Source organism: Mycobacterium sp. P4_H6 (genome assembly GCF_056400845.1).
The window spans coordinates 1-19,672 of the sequence record NZ_JBFUKN010000063.1; the positions used below are offsets into that span (position 1 = coordinate 1).

Annotated in this window: 16 protein-coding genes and 1 tRNA gene; 8 read left to right on the forward strand and 9 right to left on the reverse strand. The window is 69.0% G+C overall.

Features of this window, described 5'->3' with window-relative positions; all coding sequences use genetic code 11:
• Positions 1-70 precede the first annotated feature (70 nt).
• Complete coding sequence (locus AC1DTF_RS22580; protein WP_477475696.1) at positions 71-1,714, reverse strand: patatin-like phospholipase family protein; 1,644 nt, start codon at positions 1,712-1,714, stop codon at positions 71-73.
• A gap of 25 nt (positions 1,715-1,739) precedes the next feature.
• Positions 1,740-1,934 (reverse strand): hypothetical protein, encoded by a 195-nt coding sequence (locus AC1DTF_RS22585; RefSeq protein WP_057167442.1) that lies wholly within the window; start codon positions 1,932-1,934, stop codon positions 1,740-1,742.
• A 132-nt stretch (positions 1,935-2,066) separates the two neighbouring features.
• Between AC1DTF_RS22585 and AC1DTF_RS22590 the strand changes: the two genes are divergently transcribed.
• Positions 2,067-2,696: a GNAT family N-acetyltransferase gene (locus AC1DTF_RS22590; protein WP_477475697.1), complete on the forward strand. Its 630-nt coding sequence runs from the start codon at positions 2,067-2,069 to the stop codon at positions 2,694-2,696.
• A gap of 75 nt (positions 2,697-2,771) precedes the next feature.
• Here the strand turns inward: AC1DTF_RS22590 and mbtN are convergent, their stop codons facing one another.
• From mbtN to crcB (AC1DTF_RS22620), 6 genes are read right to left on the reverse strand one after another with little or no spacing between them, the layout of a single operon-like run.
• Entirely contained in the window at positions 2,772-3,953 is a 1,182-nt protein-coding gene (gene mbtN, locus AC1DTF_RS22595) for a mycobactin biosynthesis acyl-ACP dehydrogenase MbtN (RefSeq protein WP_477475698.1), read from the reverse strand.
• Complete coding sequence (gene mbtM / locus AC1DTF_RS22600; protein ID WP_477475718.1) at positions 3,950-5,524, reverse strand: long-chain-fatty acid--ACP ligase MbtM; 1,575 nt, start codon at positions 5,522-5,524, stop codon at positions 3,950-3,952. Before mbtM ends, mbtN begins: the two co-directional genes overlap by 4 nt.
• A 17-nt stretch (positions 5,525-5,541) precedes the next feature.
• Positions 5,542-5,811, reverse strand: a complete 270-nt coding sequence (locus tag AC1DTF_RS22605) for an acyl carrier protein (RefSeq protein WP_057167438.1) — start codon at positions 5,809-5,811, stop codon at positions 5,542-5,544.
• 55 nt (positions 5,812-5,866) lie between these two features.
• Positions 5,867-6,916 (reverse strand): DUF190 domain-containing protein, encoded by a 1,050-nt coding sequence (locus tag AC1DTF_RS22610; protein ID WP_477475699.1) that lies wholly within the window; start codon positions 6,914-6,916, stop codon positions 5,867-5,869.
• Complete coding sequence (gene crcB, locus AC1DTF_RS22615) at positions 6,913-7,257, reverse strand: fluoride efflux transporter CrcB (protein ID WP_057167742.1); 345 nt, start codon at positions 7,255-7,257, stop codon at positions 6,913-6,915. The genes AC1DTF_RS22610 and crcB (AC1DTF_RS22615) overlap by 4 nt, the downstream gene beginning before the upstream one ends.
• 26 nt (positions 7,258-7,283) lie before the next feature.
• Positions 7,284-7,679 carry a fluoride efflux transporter CrcB gene (crcB, locus tag AC1DTF_RS22620; protein ID WP_057167436.1) on the reverse strand — a complete coding sequence of 132 codons (396 nt, stop codon included), beginning with the start codon at positions 7,677-7,679 and terminating at the stop codon, positions 7,284-7,286.
• Positions 7,680-7,727: 48 nt separating this feature from the next.
• On the opposite strand from crcB (AC1DTF_RS22620), the gene AC1DTF_RS22625 reads away from it, so the two are divergent.
• On the forward strand, positions 7,728-11,021 hold the full coding sequence (locus AC1DTF_RS22625) for a BTAD domain-containing putative transcriptional regulator (RefSeq protein ID WP_477475700.1): 3,294 nt from the start codon (positions 7,728-7,730) through the stop codon (positions 11,019-11,021).
• A 109-nt stretch (positions 11,022-11,130) separates the two neighbouring features.
• Here the strand turns inward: AC1DTF_RS22625 and AC1DTF_RS22630 are convergent, their stop codons facing one another.
• Complete coding sequence (locus AC1DTF_RS22630; protein ID WP_477475701.1) at positions 11,131-11,823, reverse strand: hemerythrin domain-containing protein; 693 nt, start codon at positions 11,821-11,823, stop codon at positions 11,131-11,133.
• Positions 11,824-11,918: 95 nt separating this feature from the next.
• On the opposite strand from AC1DTF_RS22630, the gene pgm reads away from it, so the two are divergent.
• The 6 genes from pgm to AC1DTF_RS22660 all read left to right on the forward strand — a co-directional run bounded on the left by pgm (position 11,919) and on the right by AC1DTF_RS22660 (position 19,669).
• Positions 11,919-13,553 (forward strand): phosphoglucomutase (alpha-D-glucose-1,6-bisphosphate-dependent), encoded by a 1,635-nt coding sequence (gene pgm / locus AC1DTF_RS22635; protein WP_477475702.1) that lies wholly within the window; start codon positions 11,919-11,921, stop codon positions 13,551-13,553.
• Positions 13,550-14,818: an MFS transporter gene (locus AC1DTF_RS22640; protein ID WP_477475703.1), complete on the forward strand. Its 1,269-nt coding sequence runs from the start codon at positions 13,550-13,552 to the stop codon at positions 14,816-14,818. The genes pgm and AC1DTF_RS22640 overlap by 4 nt, the downstream gene beginning before the upstream one ends.
• 56 nt (positions 14,819-14,874) lie before the next feature.
• Positions 14,875-14,947, forward strand: a tRNA-Ala gene (locus tag AC1DTF_RS22645).
• Between the two features lie 160 nt (positions 14,948-15,107).
• Positions 15,108-16,364: a hypothetical protein gene (locus AC1DTF_RS22650; RefSeq protein WP_477475704.1), complete on the forward strand. Its 1,257-nt coding sequence runs from the start codon at positions 15,108-15,110 to the stop codon at positions 16,362-16,364.
• Positions 16,365-16,482: 118 nt separating this feature from the next.
• Positions 16,483-17,712, forward strand: a complete 1,230-nt coding sequence (locus AC1DTF_RS22655) for a sensor domain-containing phosphodiesterase (RefSeq protein ID WP_477475705.1) — start codon at positions 16,483-16,485, stop codon at positions 17,710-17,712.
• A 151-nt stretch (positions 17,713-17,863) separates the two neighbouring features.
• Positions 17,864-19,669 carry a putative bifunctional diguanylate cyclase/phosphodiesterase gene (locus AC1DTF_RS22660; RefSeq protein WP_477475719.1) on the forward strand — a complete coding sequence of 602 codons (1,806 nt, stop codon included), beginning with the start codon at positions 17,864-17,866 and terminating at the stop codon, positions 19,667-19,669.
• Positions 19,670-19,672 lie beyond the last annotated feature (3 nt).

Here is a 19,672-nt window from a genome sequence, read left to right on the forward strand (position 1 = left end):
CCCTGCAGGTCGTCCCGCTGGAGGCCCTCGCCGAGCACGCCGTCGACGTACCCGACGACGCGAGCGACCTCTAGGTGATGTAGCGGTTGCGCCAGCGCCCGAATCGGTTGCGCGGCCGGGTAACCCCGGAGAGTACTTCGCTCATCGGCGATGCCACCGATGCCGTGGCATGCCCGGGTGTGCCGGCCGGGGCGGCTTCCTCCCACCAGATCGGTTGCAGCAGAGCCGAGGTGATCGGGATGGCCTTGTCGGCCCGCTTGTGTCCCCAGGCGCAGGCCCGGTCGATGGAACCCCGCGACGGCGCCAGATTGACCGGCGACAGGGTGGGCGAGAACCGGACGATGTGATCGGAGTACGGCAGGTTGCGCACCATCTGCAGCTGGATGGCCTGCGCGATCGGGGCCAGCCACAGATGCCGCGGATCCCACTGCGGGTGGAAGCAGTCGAAGGCCAGATAGCAGGCGTTGCGGGTACCCAGCCGGCCGTCCCGGATCCGTTTCCACGCCAGCTCCACCGGCACATTGCTGGCCGTCCCGCCGTCGACGATGGCCGCGACATCGTTGACCGCCAGCACCGCATCCAGGATGGGGATCATCCGCGGATCCCGCGTCTCATGGTGCAGCACGCCGGGAATGGCCGACGAGAACGAGGCGGCGTCAACGACATTGAAGTCGCGGGTCAGCTCGTCGCCGCCGACCACGACCGCCTTGACCACCCGCGAATCGATGAACGCGGCGGCCTGCCACAGCCGGGCCGCCACCTCCGGCCCGAGCCCGATCGGCAGGAACGGCAGGGTGCGCAGCTTCAGCACGGCCAGCTCCTGGTGACGGAACTTGGCCGGCAGCGCAGCGAACGGTTGCCTGCGCACCCCGGCGATCACCGCATCGAACGGGATCCCCAGATCCGACATCCGCATCTGCTCGCCGTCGGGGCGGGTGAACAGGGCGTGCGCGAACTGGTCGAAGCGCAGCGAGAACACCCCGGTGAGCCCGTGCCTGCGGCGCAGCTGTTCGGGACCGAGGATCGACCGGTAGGACACCGATTTCGCCCACGCCACGTATTCCTCGATCGGCACGGGCAGGGTCCGGGCCAGCACCGAACCGATCACCGACCCGATGGATGAGCCGATCATGTAGTCGGGCACCTGACCGGCTTCCAGCAGGCGCTGCATTCCGCCGATGTAGACGAAGCCCGCGCCGCCACCGCCGCCGAGCACGGTGACCAGCTTCTTGTGCCCGACCTCCGCGTCCAGTTCTGCCAGGGAGAAGTCACTGCCGTGGCGCTGCGCAAGGACGCGCCGTTGAGTCTCCTGGTCGGCGGCCAGCGTGGCCAGCAGATCCCGCGCCGCTTTCAGCGCGGTGACGCCGTGCTTCTCCTTGCGCAGCGGTCCGTGCAGGGCGTCGGCCACCCGGGCCTGCCAGGCACTCTGCTCCGCGYCGACCGAGACGTCGCCGCGGCCGCGGGACCCGCCGGGGCCGGCCGCACCCGGCTCGAAGTCGGCCAGTTTGGCGAAATTGAGCAGGTAGCGCAGCTTGCGGACCTGCTCGGCGCTGAGCACGCCCGGGTGTGCCAGGTTCAGCCGGACCAGCCGGTTCTCCATCTTCTGCAGGGCCAGCGCCGGTTCCCCGGAGGGCAGGTCCGCCCCGAGCGCGGCGGCGTTCTCCTGCTCCTCGGCGGAGTCGGCCGGCTCGGCGTCGGCGAACGGGGTCTGCACAGTAAGACACTCTAAGTGTCAGGGCTCAGTCGTCGGAGCGATCCCGCACACCGACGAAGGCCAGCAGCGCGGGGTCATCGGAGACGAGCCGTTCGACCTCCTCGCCGCCGTCGCACCGCAGCAGCGCAATGGTCAGCCGATCAGCTGACCGGGCCACCACCTGCCAGTGCGCGCCCGAGTCTTCCCAGCGGCGTAGTTCCTCGACGTGGTCGCGCGTCATGTACCTATGATGCTCCCGCGGAGATTGGAAACCTTCGCGGTGGGGTACACCTGAGAGCCATCTCAGGGCGCACGCCGCCGAGCTGGCGTAGGACACTCCAACTTCGGGCGGTTAGGTAGGGTCGCATATCAAATGATCGACATTGACGAGGCACTGCCGATTCTTCCGCGCGAGCTCACCGACATCCCGGACGCGGTGCGTCTGGTCGGCCCGCCGCAGATCCCCGACATCGCCGCACCGTACGCCGCGCGACTTGTCGACCCGGACACCGACGCCGAGCTGATCTCGGAGTGGATGAACCTCCCACACCTCGCGGAGGCCTGGGAGTACGCCTGGCCGCCGGAGCGCTGGCGGCTCTACCTCAAGGCCCAAATGGCGGGGACGTTTTCCCGTCCGTTCCTCACCAGCCGCAAGGGCGAGGACATCGGCTATGTCGAGCTGTACCGCGCGGCAAAGGATTCCATCGCCACCCGGTATGACGCCGATCCCTACGACCTCGGCATGCACGCCGCCATCGCCGACACCAAACTGGTGAACCGGGGGATCGCGCCGCTGATGCTGCCCCGGCTGATGAAGGACATGTTCGACCTCGAACCCGAATGCCGGCGCATCATGTTCGATCCCGACCACCGCAACATCGGTGCCCGCCGGCTCGTCGAATACGTGGGCTGCACGTTCCTCGGTGAGCACCAGATGGCCAATCGCAAGATGGCGCTGTATGTCTTTCCACGTACGCCCGAGGACATCCCGGCGCCCAAGTAGCTCCTTTTATCCCCGCGAGCAGACACAAATGGCCCCTATTCACTGCGAAATAGCGACCATTTGCGACTGCTCGCGCTAGGTAGCGGCGCCCATCATCTCTTCGTAGCCGTCGTAATCCGGCTTCATCGCGGCCGCGACGAGTTCCCACAGCACCTCATCGGTGCCGCCGCCGACGCGCGCCAGCTTCATATCCCGCCACCACTGGCCCAGCGGCGTCTCGTCGACCAAATAGCCTGTGCCACCGAAGATGTGCATGCATTCGGAGACCACTTCCTCGCCCAGGCGGGCCGCACACACCTTCATGGCGGCGGCGGTGCGCAGGTCGAGTTTCCCGCCGACGGCGATCCCGGTGAGCGCGTGGCGCAGCATGTCCACTCGCGCCTGCAGGTCGGCCATCCGCATCCGCAGCGCCTGATGTTCGTACAGCGTGCGGCCGAACTGACTGCGTGTCATCATGCGGGCCAACGTGATTCCCAGCACCCGCTGACAGCTGCCGGCGATCTGGCCTGCCACCGACATGCGCTCGTGGGCCAACCCCCAGGAGATGGCGGCCAGGCCGATACCCGCCCTGGCCACCAGTGCGTCGGCGGGCACCCAGGTGTCGATGTGCACCGCGGCGGTGTCCAGCGGTCCGGCGCCGACCTTGTTGTACGGCTGCTGCACCTGCACACCTGGATCATGCAGGGGGACGGCGACGACGACGACATTGCCGTGCCTGCTGTCCGGGTCGTTGTCGATGTTGCGGGCCACCGCCATCACGTAATCGGCGATGGGGGACAGCGAGACGAACTTCTTGATGCCCTTGACCTCGAACCCGTCGCGTACCGAACGCACCTTGGTCTCGACGATCTGCAGGTCCGATCCGCCGGACTCCTCCGAGGCGCCGACGCACAGCACGACCTCGCCGCGGATGGCCTTCTCGGTGATGTCCTTCAGATGCTCGGAGCGGCCGAACCGGCGCAGCAGCGCGATGGCCGAGTCGTGCAGGCTGACCCCGACGGCGATACCGGCCGACCCCAGCTTGCCCAACTCCAGCGCCAGCGCGATCACCTTGGCCACGTCGGGATGCTGCGAGTCTCCCCACTTGGCGGTGAAAACCCCTTCGGCGCCCAGGTATTCGATGAGCTCGCGGGGGAACTTCCCGGTGCGCTCGGCGTCGGCGGTCCAGGCCCGGACCCGGTCGTCGAAGACCCGGCTCAGCAGTTCCTGGAAGTCCTCCAGCGAGGTCGGTTCGGCGGTGTCGATGGTGGCGGTCACTGTCCCGCGCCCTCCAGGTTGCGTTTGACTTCGAGCCGGCGCAGCTTGCCCGAGGATGTCCGGGGCAGCGATCCGGGCCGCATGAAGACGACTTCGGCAGGCACGACGCCGCATTCGGAGGCGATCAGCTCGACCAGTGCGGTGCGGGCGGCCGGTTCGTCGGCACCCTTGAATTCGGCGGCGATCACCAGGCCGGGACGGGTGGCAGGCCCATCGGTGCCGACGGCAACGACGGCACCGGCCCGGACACCCTCGACCTGGGCGGCCACCGTCTCGATCTCCGTCGGGAAGATGTTGCGCCCGGCGACGGTGATGATCTCCTTGGCGCGCCCGCAGATCACCAGGCTGCCGTCCAGGAAGTAACCGATATCCCCGGTGGGAAACCAGCTTTCGCGGTCGACCGCGTCCTCGCCGAGATATCCGCTCATCATCGAGGTGCCGCGGATCTCCACCTCGCCGACCTCGCGGTCGGAGACATCGCCGGCGAACCGGTCGTTGGGTGCGATGCGGATCTCCATGCCGGGGATGGCCTCTCCCAGCACGGCATGCTTGCGGATGTAGCCGCCGGCATCGGTGACGATGTGGATCTCGTCGACCTGCAGTCCGTGGCCAGGCCCGGGAACCGCCACCGCACAGTTGGATTCGGCCAGGCCGTAGGACGGGGCCAGCGCGCGGGGGTCGAGTCCGAACGTGGCCATCTTCTCGGCGAACAGCCGGCTGCCGTCGCAGTCGACGGGTTCACCACCGTTGAGTGCGAAACGCAGATGCGAGAAGTCGGCCTCGCTGACCAGCCCGGCGTACTTGCCGACGATGTTGTAGGCCATGTTCGGCGCGGCGGTCAGCGTTGCGCGGCTCTCGGTGAGCCATTTGATCCAGCCGAACGGGGAGGAGGAGAACGCCGATGTCGGTGCCTGCCACAGGTCTCCGCCGGCCAGCGCCATCGTGAGCACGAAGGACAGGCCCATGTCGTGGTAGAGCGGCAGCCAGGAATGGCCGCAGTCGGCGTCGGTGACCCCGACGCGCTGCACCAGCGCACCGATGTTGGCCAGTACGGCCTCGGGCGAGAGTTGCGCTGTCCGTGGGGTTCCGGTGGAGCCCGCGGTGCCCTGCAGCACAGCCGCACCGGTGCCGGTCACCATTCCGGCGTGGGTGGTGGAGCGCTGCGCGTGCGCGACCGCACCGACATCGTGCACCGCGATGTCGCTCTCGGCGCCGGCCAGCTCACGCAGATGGGAGCCGTGGCTGAACACGGTGCGCACCCCGACGCGGTCGAAGCGCTCCAGGGTGGCGCGTGCCCAGCGCTTCGGGTCGGCGCCGCGCACCGGCCCGGGCAGGATCGAGACGGCGGCACCGGCCAGGAAGGCCCCGGGGATGGCGGCGATGAACTCCGCGGTGGGATCGCCGACGAGGCCGATCGCGGACGCGCCGTCATCACAGATGCGCGCAGCGACGTTCTCGGCGCGCGCGTGAATTTCGCCCCACGGGTGACGGTTCCACGTGCCGGCGTCGGTGTCGAGCACCGACAGCGACCGGTCCGAGGACGTCATCGCCTCCGAAAGCGCCTGCGCCAGACCCCATGGCGCCGCGGTCACGCGTTGGCCTGATCCGCGGGCAGCTTGGCCAGCACCACCTTTTCCAGGTCGCCGAGGGTCTCGCAGCTGAGCAGATCTTCCTCGGAAAGTGCCGCGCCCAAGCGGTCCTCGATGGCGACCATGCCGACGGCGAAGGCCACCGAATCCATGCCGACATCGTCGACCAGTCGGGAGTCGCGCGAGACCCGGCTGACGTCGATGTTGAGATCGTCGCGCAGGATGGCCAGGAGCTCCGGATTGACCGCTTCGGGCTGTGACATTTCCATGTTCGGCGACCCTACACCTGAGAATTTACTCAGGGTAGGCTTACCGAACGTAGCCTCAGCCCGCCGGGCGGGCGAGGGTGATGCCGCCCCTCCTTACGCCGCCGTCAATCGAGACTAGTGCGGGCACAACTTCACTGGTGATCAGGCCATGCACGCCGGTCAGGGGGTCGATCAGGTCGAAGCACGCAGCGATCCGCTCCGGGGTGTCGACGACGACGGTTGTGACGGGGACCTCACGTCCGAGTTGAAAAAGTCGGTCCCCGTGCGGCGCATGCGCTCCGTGAAAGCCCCAGATCCCGCGCAGCACGGTGGCGCCGCCGGCGGCCCGCTCGGCGCGCAGCACGTCGAGGATCGCGCGGTGGATCGGGACGCCGTCGCGCCGGGTGCCCTCGGAGGTGTGCACGGTGAGTTTCTGCCACAGCGGCAGGCCGTCGGCGTCGGTGGCGGCGAGCGCGGCGGGCCGGGCCAGCAGCTGCCCGTCGCGCTTACACACCTGAATGCGTTCCACCGTCATCGTCGCGGCGGGCAACAGGTCACGGATACCCGGCAACGCCGCCGTCACCTGCTCGTCGGTACCGGACGCGATGATCATCACCGGCACCTCGGTGTTGGTGCTGAAGAACCGGGCCCGTCGGCGCGCGCCGCGTTCGGTGCCGTCCACCCCGAGAAACACTGCCGCGCCGGCAAATCCGAGCCGGTGCAGCATCGCGCAGATCTCCCGGTACGCCGGGCGGCCGCCGATCCGGGTCTGACGACCGGTGTAGACGGTGAGCTTGGCCGAGCCGGAACCGTGAACCCCGGTCCCGGCCCGTTCCAGGGTGACGATGCCGCGGGAAATGGCGGCCACCACCGGTGGCGCCAGGGCGGCGATGCGGTCGGCGGTGTCCACCGCGACCAGCGCCACCGGTAGATCCTCGGACGCCGAAAGCGATCGGTCGGTGCGCAACCGATGACTGGGACCGAATCCGCCGATCCCGCGCAGCACCACGCTGTCGGCCACCTGCTCGGTGCCGAACAGGTCCAGCATTTCGTCGGCCACGAACCCGTGCGCACCGCGCAGCCGCTCACCGAAGTAGGCGGTCAGCTTCAGCAGTTCGGCACTCACAGTGCCCGCCCGATCAGCTGGCCGAGCCAGGCCCCCGCCAGTCCCAGCGCGACGGACAGCACGATATTGGCCGCAGCCGTCCGTCCTTGGCGTTCCTCGCCGAGCCGCTGGGTTTCCAGCATCCAGGTGGAGAACGTCGTATAGGCGCCGACGAACGCGGTGCCGGCCAGCAGCGCGGCGTGCGGTGGCAGGGTCAGTGCGCCGAGGAAGCCGAGTAACCACGCGCCGCTGACGTTCACCGCGAGCGTGCCCACCGGGAAACCGCCCGCGACCCTGAACCGGGCCGACACCGCCCGGTCCACCAGCAGCCGGCACACCGCGCCGACCCCGCCGAGCAGCATCACACCCGCCCACACCACCGCTGTGTTCACCGGACCCGGACCCGCCTGACCAGCGCCGTGGTCGCCTGCACCGCCAGCAGGCCGAGCCCGATACTCACCACGGTGTAGGCGGCGGCCAGTGCGTGGTGCCCGTGCTCCAGCATCACCAGCACCTCGACCTGCATGGTGGAGAAGGTGGTCAGGCCGCCGCACAACCCGGTGCCCAGCAGCGGGCGGCGATACCCCGAGGCGGGCAGCCGTTCCAGCAGTCGGGTGGTGAAGTACCCGAGCAGCGCGGCTCCGGCGATGTTGACGAGGAACGTCGCCCACGGCCAGTGCCCCGGCGGCACCGCGAGGACGTGGCTGAGCGCGGCCCGCGCCAGCGTTCCCAGCGCACCGCCGAGGAACACCGCGGCCAGTTCCCGCCGGTCGGTGATCGCCACACCGCAAAGTATGTAGCCCGGCGGCGGGACCGATAGGGTCGGCACACCATGACGGCGCAGGATCTCCTTCAGGTGCGGATCTCCGTACTCGGTCCGGTCCGGGCGTGGGTGGACGGGCAGCCGGTCGATCTGGCCGGGCCCAAACAGCGGTCGGTGCTGGTGCGCCTGGTCCTCGCGCACGGCGACGTGGTGTCGGTGGACCGGCTGATCGAGGACCTCTGGGCCGGTGAGCCACCGCCGAAGGCACTGGCGGCGCTGCAGGCCTACATCTCTCATCTGCGCCGGGTGCTGGAACCCGGCCGCGAACGCCGGGCCGCGGCCCGGGTGATCGTCAGTGCCGCCCCCGGGTACTGCCTGCGGCTGCCCGACGAGGCCGTCGATGTGTGGTCGTTGGAGTCCGGGATCGCCGCGGCCGAGCAATGCAGCGACCCGCAGCAGCGGGCGGCGCTGCTGGAGGATCTGGTCGCCGCGTGGACCGGTGGTCCCTACGTCGAGGTCCGCGACGCGCTGTGGGCGGCCCCCGAAGTGGCGCGGCTGGCCGAACTGCGGCTGTCCGTCACCGAGGCGCACGCCGCGGCGCAGTCCGCCCTGGGACAGCACGGTGTGGTGGCCCGGGTGCTGGAACCGCACGTACGTGATCACCCGGACCGCGAGGCCGCCGCCTGCCTGCTCGCGGTCGCGCGGTACCGCTCCGGTCACCAGACGGCGGCCCTGGACGTCTTGCGCCGCACCACCAGCTACCTCACCGACGAGCTCGGACTGGAACCCGGACGGGCGCTGCGGGATCTGGAACGCGACATCCTGCGCCACGCCGATCACCTGGACCCCATCGCGGTGGCGCCGGCACCCGTGTCGGCGCCCCCCGACGTGCCCGATGCCAGTCCCACCCGCGGGCGCGCCGACGAACTGGCCGCCATCGACGTGGCGGCCGCCGCCGCGATGCGCGGCGGGCTGCGGGTGGTGTGGATCGGCGGTGAGGCCGGTGCCGGCAAGACCACCGTGGTCGAGACGGCAGCGGCCCGGCTGCGCAAGGCCGGCTGGACGGTGGTCGCCGGGCGCAGTCCCGAGGTCGACGGCGCGCCACCGGGCTGGGCGTGGACCGAGGTCCTCGAAACCTTCACCGCCACATTGCCACCGCGGCAGTCTGCGGCGCTGGCGCCGCTGCTGCACGACGGCCGGGCCGCCTCCGAGCAGACCGCCGAGGGCACGGTGTTCTGGATCGCGCACGCGCTGGCCGAGGTGCTCGGCCAGGCCGCCGAGCGGGCACCCCTGCTCATCGTGCTCGACGACCTGCACCGCACCGACGGGCTGACGCTGGAGCTGTTGCGGCTGACCGCGGATCGGCTCGGGGCTGGCCGGGTGCTCGTCATCGGCACCTACCGGCCCTCGGAATCCGGGGCCGAACTGGGTCAGGCCCGCGCCGCGCTGGCCAACCACACCGCCGCGCATCTGACCCTGTCCGGTCTGGACGACGCGGCGCTGACCGCGCTGGCCACCGATTGCGGACTGCCCGCGGTGACCCGGGAAACGTTGCGGCTGTTGCGGGAACGCACCGGCGGCAACCCGTTGTTCGTCCGTGAGCTGGCCCGGCTGATGGTCGCCGAAGGTGTGGACGCCGCGCACGGCGGGATTCCCGCCGGGGTCGGTGATGTGGTCCGGCGCAGGCTGGCCCGGCTGCCACCGCAGACCGCGACCGCGCTGCGCCAGGCGGCGGTGCTGGGCCGCGAGGTCGATATCACCCTGCTGGGCGAACTGGCCCGCAGCGATGACGACGAACTACTCGACGCGCTGGAACCCGCGGTGCTCACCGGGCTGCTCGACGAGCCGGCTCCCGGGCGGATCAGGTTCGCGCACAAYMTGATCCGGGACACCCTCTACGAAGACACCTCCGTGCTGCGCCGGTCCCGACTGCATGCCGCGGCGCTGGACCTGTTACGTGCATCCGGCCATGGCGACGCGGCATCGCTGGCCTACCACGCCGTGGCCGCCGCCACTACCGAGACCGCCGCCGAGGCGGCGGGTTTTGCGATGAAGGCCGCGAGGGAGGCCGACGGGGTCGGTGCGCCGGTGGAGGCCGCCAGGCAGTGGCGGGCCGCGGTGCGCATGTTCGAACTCTCCGGCGCGGACCACGCGTCGGCGGTGCCCGCGCGGTGCGGTCTGATCGCCGCGCTGGCTCAGGCCGGTGATGCGATCGGATCGCGCGAAGAGCTGCACCACACCATGGTTGCCGTCGGCGCTGACGATGCGCTGGCGGTCCAGGCGCTCACCGCGTCGGACAGCCCGCTGGTGTGGCGGGTGCGCGACGGCGACCTCATCGATCACGCCATCGTCGACCCGCTACGCCGGGTGCTGGGCCGCGAACAGCCCCCGCAGGTGCGCGCCCGGCTGCTGCTGACCCTGTTCACCGAATTGGAGGGGGTGGACCACGATCCGGCACTGGCCGCCGCCGACGAGGCGCTGCGGCTGGCCCGGGCCGTGCACGCGCAGCACCCGGCCGGCAACCAGCGGCTGCTGTGTGCCGCGCTCAACGTGCGGGCCTTCGCCTCCCTGGGGCCCGACCTGGCCCATGAGCGTGAAAGCATTGTCGCCGAACTGCTCTCGGTGGCCGAGGCCTATGACGCCATCGATTACCAGGCGGTCGCGCACTGGTTCGCGTTCCTGGACGCCTCCGCGCGTTCGGATCTGGCGGGTGCGGCCGCGCACGCCGATCAGGCGGTGGCGCGGGCGGGCACCGGCCAGCTCGGATTCCTGCTGGGTGTGCTCGACGCCTTCGGTGCGCAACTGGCCGTGCTGGCCGGCCGGGCCGACGAGGGGGAGCGGGGCTATATCGCGGTCTCGGCGAAGCTGGCCGAATACGGCGTCGCCAACGGGGCGCACATCGGCATCGTGGGCCGGGTGAGCGCCAACCTGGTGCGCGGCAGCCTCGCCCCGATGGCCGACGACCTGGTCGCCGTGCACCGCTTCGTGTCCAAGATCATCGCCGACGGCGCGGCCATCGCACTGCATCAGGCGGGCAGAGTCGAAGAGGCCCAGCAGATCTGGGCGGAGCGCATCCCCATCGAGCGATCCTTCTACTTCGTCGCGATGGCCACCTTGCGGGCTCATGCGGCCGTCGCGATGGGCGATCTCGCGGTCGCGAACGCCACCGCCGCGGAGTTGCTGCCGTACTCCGGGCGCTTCGCGGGCCTGGACAACGGGACGCTGCTGACCGGGCCGGTGGACGCCGCACTGGCCGCCGTCGCCGACGCCACCGGTGACACCGCGGCTGCGGCGCGCTACCGGCGGGCCGCCGCCGAGCTGACCGAGCGGCTGCGCACGGCGGCCCAGGCGTTGATCGACTGACGCCCTTGGTGCGACTGACGCCCTTGGTGCGGCGAAACTCGCGTACCGGTCGTAATTCGACCCGCGCCGACGACGGGTAAGCGAGTTTCGCCGGGCTACAGAGGGTGAGTCAGCCGAAGACCGCGCGCTCGAAGCGGCGGTRCCGGGTCGCGAGGTAGCGCAGCAGCAACATCAGCGGTCCCGGCACACCGGCGGCCAGCGTCGCGCGCTCGACGTCGGTGGCCACCCCCAGGATGCGCGGCCCCTCGAAGGACAACCGCCCGGTGCGCCGGGCCGCCTTCTCGATGGATTCCCAGTCCTTGAGCGAGACGTACCGGCGGATCACCGGGAACAGGTCACGTTCCTCGTCGGCGATGTGGGCTTCCAGCAGCCGGTGCAGATCGGCCAGGCCGGCGGCCAGCGGCCGGGCCATCTCCGGATCGGCGGACCGCCCGAAGGCCGCGGCGTGCACCCGCAGCCGGTCCAGCCGCGGATCCAGCGCGGCGTGGTCCTCGGTCAGTTCGGTCAGGTCGATGAAATCGCCGGCTGAGGCCTCGATGACCGGCCACAGCACATCGTCTTCCATGGTGTGGTGATGGTGGATCGACTCACACATCAGCTCGACGTAGCGGGCGACCGCCTTGGCCCGTTTGGGCCCGCACGGCAGTCGGCGCTGCGCGATGGGGGCGGTCAGTTCGGCCAGCCGGCGGGTGTCGGTGACCATCGCGCGGTGGGTGAGGGTGATCCCGCTCAGGTCGGGATCCGGATCGCCGGGGCGGCGGACGTTACCGGCGGGTTGGGCTGATCGTGCGGAGTTGTTCATGCCGGCAACCTTGTAACGGCCCACTTGCGACGAACTTGCAACGGGCTTGCACCTAGGACGAGACACCGGCGCCGCGGGTAGGCAAGGATGGAGTCATGGTGGCCAATCCGCGAGCCGGGCAGCCGGCACAGCCCGAAGATCTCGTCGACCTCGCACATCTGGTCACCGCCTATTACACGGTGCAGCCCGATCCCGACGACGTCGCCCAGCAGGTGGTGTTCGGGACGTCCGGGCACCGCGGCTCCGCACTGGACGGCGCCTTCAACGAGGCGCACATCCTGGCCACCACCCAGGCCATCGTGGAATACCGCGCCGCCCAGGGCACCACGGGTCCGTTGTTCATCGGCCGGGACACCCATGCCCTGAGCGAGCCGGCCTGGGCCTCCGCGCTGGAGGTGCTCGCCGCCAACGACGTGGTGGCGATGATCGACGCCGCCGACCGCTACACCCCGACCCCGGCGGTCAGCCACGCCATCCTCACCTTCAACCGGGGCCGCGACACCGATCTGGCCGACGGCATCGTCGTCACCCCGTCGCACAACCCGCCGCGCGACGGCGGCTTCAAGTACAACCCGCCCAACGGCGGACCCGCCGACACCGACGCCACCAGCGTCATCGCCAAACGCGCCAATGAGATTCTGCGCGAAGGCATCCGGGCGGTGAAGCGGGTACCGCTCTCGCGCGCCCTGCAGGTCGCGCAGCGCCACGACTACCTCAACGCCTACGTCGCGGACCTGCCGAACGTCGTCGATCTGCACGCCATCCGCGCCCAGGGGGTGCGCATCGGGGCCGACCCGCTGGGCGGCGCCAGCGTCGACTACTGGGCCGCGATCGCCGAGACGCACAAACTGGATCTCACGGTGGTGAACCCGCTGGTCGACGCGACGTGGCGGTTCATGACGCTGGACACCGACGGCAAGATCCGGATGGACTGCAGCTCCCCGAACGCGATGGCCTCGCTCATCGGCAAGATCGGCGACTACCAGATCGCCACCGGCAATGACGCGGACTCCGACCGGCACGGCATCGTCACCCCCGACGGCGGGTTGATGAACCCGAACCACTACCTGGCGGTCGCCATCGACTACCTGTTCACCCATCGCCCGAACTGGCCCGGCAGCACGGCGGTCGGCAAGACCGCGGTGAGCAGTTCGATCATCGACCGGGTGGTCGGCGGGCTGGGCCGTGAACTGGTCGAGGTGCCCGTCGGCTTCAAATGGTTCGTCGACGGGTTGATCGGCGGGACAATCGGTTTCGGCGGCGAGGAGAGCGCGGGCGCATCCTTCCTGCGCACCGACGGCTCGACCTGGACCACCGACAAGGACGGCATCATCCTGGCGTTGCTGGCCTCGGAGATCCTCGCGGTCACCGGGTCCACCCCGTCGCAGCGCTACGCCGAACTGGCCGACACGTACGGCGCACCCACCTACGCGCGCATCGACGCCCCGGCCGATCGCGAACAGAAGGCCCGGCTGGCCAAGCTGTCACCCGAACAGGTGAGCGCCACCGAGCTGGCCGGCGAGCCCATCACCGCCAAACTCACCACCGCACCCGGCAACGGCGCGGGCCTGGGCGGGCTGAAGGTCACCACCGAGAACGCCTGGTTCGCCGCGCGGCCCTCGGGTACCGAGGACGTCTACAAGATCTACGCCGAATCTTATCTGGGACCCGAGCACTTGGCCGAGGTGCAGGAAGCCGCCAGGGAAGTGGTGAATACAGTCATCGGGTGAGCTCTGTTGCGGAGGGCGACTGTCCGACTGAATCCAAGCGCCGCCTGCCGCGCGAAGTCTGGGTGCTGGTCGCCGCGAATGTCGTGGTCGCGCTCGGTTACGGCGTGGTGGCCCCGGTGCTGCCGCAATACGCCCGCCATTTCGGTGTCAGCATCGCCGCGGCCACGTTCGTCATCACCGCCTTCGCGGTGATGCGCCTGGTCGGTGCGCCGCCGGCCGGTTTCCTGGTCCAGCGGCTCGGGGAACGCCGGGTGTATATCAGCGGCCTGATCATCGTGGCCGTGTCGACGGGCGCCTGCGCGCTGGCCGATAGCTACTGGCAGCTGCTGCTGTTCCGCTCCCTTGGTGGCCTAGGGTCGGCGATGTTCACGGTGTCCTCACTGGGCCTGATGATCCGCATCTCGCCGCCCGACGCGCGCGGGCGGGTGGCCGGATTGTTCTCCTCGGGCTTCATGATCGGATCGGTCGGCGGGCCCATCCTGGGCAGCCTGACCGTGGGGTTCGGTCTGTCCGCGCCGTTCCTGATCTACGGGGCCGCGCTGCTGGTCGCCGCGGCCGTGGTGTTCATCAGCCTGCGGCGATCCACCATCGGCGGCCGGTCGGACGAGGACGAGGCGCCGCCGGTGCCGTTCCGTACCGTGTTCGCCCACCGCGCCTACAAGGCGGCCCTGCTCTCCAACTTCGCCACCGGGTGGGCGTCGTTCGGCCTGCGGATCGCGCTGGTGCCGCTGTTCATCGTGGAGGTGCTCGGTCGCGGGCCGGGCGCGGCGGGTCTGGCGCTGACGGCGTTCGCGGTGGGCAACATCTCCGTCGTCATCCCCAGCGGCTATCTGTCGGACAGGCTGGGGCGGCGCAAGCTGCTGATCTTCGGGCTGACGCTGGCCGCGGTGTCCACCGCGCTGGTGGGCTTCACCACGTCGATGCCGGTGTTCCTGGTCGCGGCCTACGTCGCCGGCGCGGCCACCGGGATCTTCGTCTCGCCGCAGCAGGCCGCGGTGGCCGACATCATCGGCAGCAAGGCGCGCGGTGGCACCGCGGTGGCGACGTTCCAGATGATGGCCGACGTCGGCTCGATCGGTGGTTCGCTGCTGGTGGGGTTGATCGCGCAGTACTTCTCGTTCTCCTGGGCGTTCGTGATCAGCGGCGCGATCCTGCTGTTCGCCGCGGTGGGCTGGGCGTTCGCCCCCGAGACCCGGGGCCGGCCGCCGGCCGAGCACACCCCGGCCCGCGCGCTCGGCCCAGAGGCCGGTGGCGAGGTGCCCTGACCAGCTGTTTTGAACCTGTGCGGGGCAGTGGTGTACCTTTCAACAGCACAACAAACGGGGCTATGGCGCAGTTGGTAGCGCACCACACTGGCAGTGTGGGGGTCAGGGGTTCGAATCCCCTTAGCTCCACGTTCGAGAACCCGCTCCGGCTTCGGCTGGGGCGGGTTTTTTCGCCGGGAATGACGATGCCCCGAATAAGGATTTTCCACAACGCAGTTCCGGGCTGTGGCCCTCGCTGATGCGCTATAACTCTCGAAGAATGCAACATCCTCTTCGTGGTAGGAGCAGCATGACGTCGGTACTGAGCAATACGAATTCGAGCCGCAAGGCTGCGGGCGGTCTCGTGGCCATCGCCATTGCCGGTGGATTGTTCGCCGGTGCCGGCTTCGGGGCTACGCCGACCGCAAGTGCGACCTGCGCGTCTTTCTTCGGCATCGGTAACAGTTCGAATTGCACCAGTAATCTCTTCAGTTTCGCCGTTGCGATCGGCAGCGGAGCACAGGCGCACGCCCGTGGCTCCATCGGAGGGGCCGTCGCCGTCGGTAAGAACAACACCGCCAGCACCGGCTCGGGATCAATCCTCAACGTGGCGATCAGTGCCCTCGGCAATGGCAACTCCGTCACCACGGGAGGCGCGTTGGCGAATATCGCCACCAATATCGGCGGCAGCGGCAACTCTGTCACGACGGCGGGCAGCCTGTTCAATACGGCGACGAACATATTCGGTAACGGCAACACCATCACGACAAGCGCCGGTTATGTGAATTGGGCCCGGAATGTTTTCGGTGACAACAACATCATCACGGTGACCGGCGGCACCGGAAATTGGGCCCGAAATGCGTTCGGTGACGAGAACACCCTGTCGGTACAGGCCGGGAACGCCAATACCGCTCGCAATATCTTCGGCGACAACAACACCGTGACCATTCAGGGCGGCTATGGAAACTTCACCAGGAACGTGCTCGGTAGCGGCAACACGGTCTCGACACAGGGTGGCTACTCGGATCTGGCCACCAATTTCCTCGGTAACAACAACGTGGTCACCTCCACCGGCGGGTACTTCAACGGAGCCAGGAACATAGTCGGCAGCGGCAACAATGTTTCCGCCGGCGGGCCGGGCAGCAACCTGAACCTGGGGATCAATGTGCTCAGCGGCGGTAACACCCTTTCCGCGGGCGGTGTGACCAGCAACCTGAACGGGGTGCTCAACGTCGGCGGCGGTGACAACACCATCACGGCGGGAGAGACCGGCTCGGTACCCGGCAACCTGAACGCCGGCTTCAACCTCTTCGGCACCAGGAACATCGTCGGGGCGGGCCCGGGTCCGCTGTCGCTGGCGGGTTCGATCCTGCGCGACGATCAGACCGTCACCAAGACCGACCTCGGCGTCGCGATCAACAACTTCCGCGTCGGCGGGGCACGTCAGGCGGCGACCGGCAAGAGTGGCGCCGCGCGTACCGCGCAGGAGGTACCGCGCAGCAACCGGGCAAGTTCGGCCGACTCGAACGGTCCCAGCGCACGGAAAGCCGCCAGAAGCGCCGACTAGCGTCCCCGGCCCGCCCGGACGGACTATGTTTGCCGTCGGGTGCGGTTGGCACACCCAGGGCAAGGGACCAGACCGGTTCCGCGCGGTGGCAGGCGTCTTAGCGCAAGGGGATGATCCGTTGCCCGACGCGCACGATGTTCTGGACGCCGCCGTTTCCGGTGTCGGCCTGGACCCCGCCTTCCAGCCCATCACCGCACTCGCGGACGGCTCCGTGGTCGGTTTCGAGGCCCTGACGCGCTGGCCTGCGCTCGGCGATCCTGATCCCGCGGCGGTGTTCGCGCGGGCCGCGGCCACCGGGAGCCTCGGCGGACTGGAAAAGATGTGCATCGAAGCCGCGATCGACCACGCGCTGCGCCGGGAGCTACCGCAGGGCACCGTGCTCGCGCTCAACTGCGAACCGCTCGGAACGCACCTCAACCGCGCCGAGAGCCCCCTTCTGGACCGCGCCCACGACGAGCTGCGGGTGATTTTCGAGCTGACCGAACGCAGCCTGCTGAAACACCCCCGGGCATTGCTGCAGAAGGTGGCCGRCCTGCGCGCGGACGGGTTCGGCATCGCCCTCGACGACATTGGTGCCCATCCTGATTCGCTGGCGTTGCTCGACGTGATCTGCCCGGACATCGTCAAACTCGATGTCCACCTGGTGCAGTCACACCCCACCGACGCCCAGGCGCACATCCTGGCCGCCGTGCTGGCCCATACCGAACGCACCGGGGCGGTGCTGCTCGCCGAGGGCATCGAATCCGACGAGCACCTCGAGCAGGCGCTGGCGCTCGGCGCCAGCCTCGGCCAGGGCTACAAGTTCGGCAGGCCCGGGCCGTTGACCGAGCCGGTACCGGTGTCGTGGTCGCCTCCGCCGATGAAGCACCCGGTGCAGCCGGCCGGCGACTCGCCGTTCGACGTGGTGGCGGGAAGGCTGCTGGTGCGGACGGCGCGCAAGGCCACCCTGATTCCGTTCTCCCGGCACATCGAGGCCCAGGCGCGGCATGCGACCGATCCGCCGATGGTGATGGCCTCACTGCAGCTGGCACAACACTTCACGGCGGCGACCAGCGCGCGCTACAGCGAGCTGGCGTCGTCCTCGGCGTTGGTCGCCATCTTCGGTCGGGGCCTGCCCGAGGATCTGGGATCCGGTATCCGGGGAGTGGACCTGAAAGCCGACGATCCGTTGTGCGCGCAGTGGATCGTGCTCATCCTCGGGCCGCACCACTGCGCGGCGCTGATCGCCCGCGAGCAGGACACCACCGGCTCGGTACCCGAACCCGAGCGTCGGTTCGATCTCGCGATCACCTACGACCGGGAGCTGGTCACCGTGATCGCCCGCAGCCTGCTGGACCGAATCCCCTGAGCCGTGCGGTATGTGCGTACCGGCTGGGCACCGGGGCAAAATTGACGCCGACCGCTAAAGTATGGGCGATGTGCACCTCTCGCCGTGCTACCGGATGCCGGGGGGCTTGCAAGGTCGGTGACGCCAGTTGATCGGCAGCCTCAACGGCTTGGTGGATCTGGCTGCCAAACGGCTGATCACCGCGCACACCGACAACGTGGTCGAGGTCAGTGAGTTGGTACTCACCGATCTGGCGGCATATCTCGGGCTCGATGTCGCGTTCCTGCGGCACAACGATCACGAGATCCACGCGACCCGGTTGGTGGCGCAGTGGCCGATACGCACCTTCGTGCCCGACCCGGACCCGATCGGCGTGGTGTACTTCGCCGACGCCGACCCGGTCTTCGCGATGGCTGAGTGGCTCAAGGAGCCGCTGGTGATCCGTCCGGAGCCCAAGACCGACGAGTATCAGCAGACGATCCAGCAGGGCACCGAGGTTCCGCAGATCTCGATGGCCAGCGTCCCACTGCTGTCCCATGACGTCACCACCGGCACGTTGGGTTTCGTGAAGTACGGCGACCGGGAGTGGCTGGAGGAAGAACTCAACGCGCTGAAGACGATCGCGACGATGTTCGCTCAGCTGCAGGCCAGGCTGGTGGCGATCGACCGGTTGCAGTTCCTGGCCGAGCACGACGATCTCACCGGGCTGTCCAACAGCCGTGTGCTCACCGATCATCTCAACGGCCGCCTGGCAACCGGTCAGGACGGCCCGACGGCCGTGCTGTTCACCGACCTGGACCGGCTGAAATCGGTGAACGACCAGTTCGGCCACACCGCGGGCGATGAACTGATCGCGCAGTTCGCCCGGCGCCTGCGTGAATCGATCGGCGACACCGCGCTTCTCGCGCGCCAGGGTGGTGACGAGTTCGTGATCGTGCCGCACCAGCCGATGGAACTGGAGGAGGCCGCGCTGCTGGCCGACCGGATCCGGCTGCTGCTCAAAGAGCCCTTCACCATCGGACGCGAATTCGTCCGCCGGACCGCCAGTATCGGTGTGGCGGTGGGTTTCCCGGGCCACGACTCGGCCTCCGATGTGTTGCGTTACGCCGATCTGGCGTTGGTGGCGGCCAAGGGTTCGGGGGGCAACGACACCGCCGTCTTCACCGACGCCATTGCCCTGAAATACCTGTTGCTCAACGATGTCGAGTTGCATCTGCGCGATGGCATCGAGAACGAAGCCTTCGTGGTGCACTACCAGCCCGAGGTGGATCTGCGTACCGGCAAGGTGGTGGCGGTCGAGGCGCTGGTGCGGTGGAACCACCCCACCCGGGGCATGCTGCTCCCGAGCGCATTCATGCCCGTCGCCGAATCCTCCAACCTGGCAGCGGTGTTGGGCCGCAAGGTACTGCAGGACTCCTGCGCGCAGTTGCGGCACTGGAAGTCGGTGGGGCTCGCGCAGGACGTGAAGCTGCGGGTCAATGTGTCACCGGTACAACGGGTCGCCGCTGGTTTCGCCGACCACGTGGCGCGGGTGCTGACGGAGTACGAACTCGACCCGGCCTCGTTGAGCCTGGAGTTCGCCGAGAGTTTCGTCACCGATGACGCCGACCTGAACGACGAGATCCTCACCGCACTGCGAGCGCTCGGGGTGGGGCTGGCGCTCGACGAGTTCGGGGCCGCCTACAGCGATTTGAGCCGGCTGAAATCACTGCCCATCGACACCTTGAAGATCGACCGGTCATTCGTGCAGCACCTCGACGGGAGCAAGGACGATCTGGCGATCATCCGGGCCATCGTGTCCCTCGGCGAGGCGTTCGGCCTCGGCCTGGTCGCGGTGGGACTGGAGACCGAGGCGGCCGCGCAGATGCTGGTGAAGATGGGTTGCCATCAGGCACAGGGCTTCCTGCTCTCACCCCCGGTCGATGCGGACACCATGACGCAGATGCTGGAGACCGGCACCATCGCCTGGCGGCGTTAGGTC

Bases quoted from the DNA above. Each gene is read 5' to 3' on its own strand.
- AC1DTF_RS22650 (WP_477475704.1), top strand. From the start codon at position 15,108: ATGACGTCGGTACTGAGCAATACGAATTCGAGCCGCAAGGCTGCGGGC.
- crcB (WP_057167742.1), bottom strand. From the start codon at position 7,257: ATGCTGCTCGGCGGGGTCGGCGCGGTGTGCCGGCTGCTGGTGGACCGG.
- AC1DTF_RS22590 (WP_477475697.1), top strand. From the start codon at position 2,067: ATGATCGACATTGACGAGGCACTGCCGATTCTTCCGCGCGAGCTCACC.
- pgm (WP_477475702.1), top strand. From the start codon at position 11,919: ATGGTGGCCAATCCGCGAGCCGGGCAGCCGGCACAGCCCGAAGATCTC.
- AC1DTF_RS22605 (WP_057167438.1), bottom strand. From the start codon at position 5,811: ATGGAAATGTCACAGCCCGAAGCGGTCAATCCGGAGCTCCTGGCCATC.
- AC1DTF_RS22585 (WP_057167442.1), bottom strand. From the start codon at position 1,934: ATGACGCGCGACCACGTCGAGGAACTACGCCGCTGGGAAGACTCGGGC.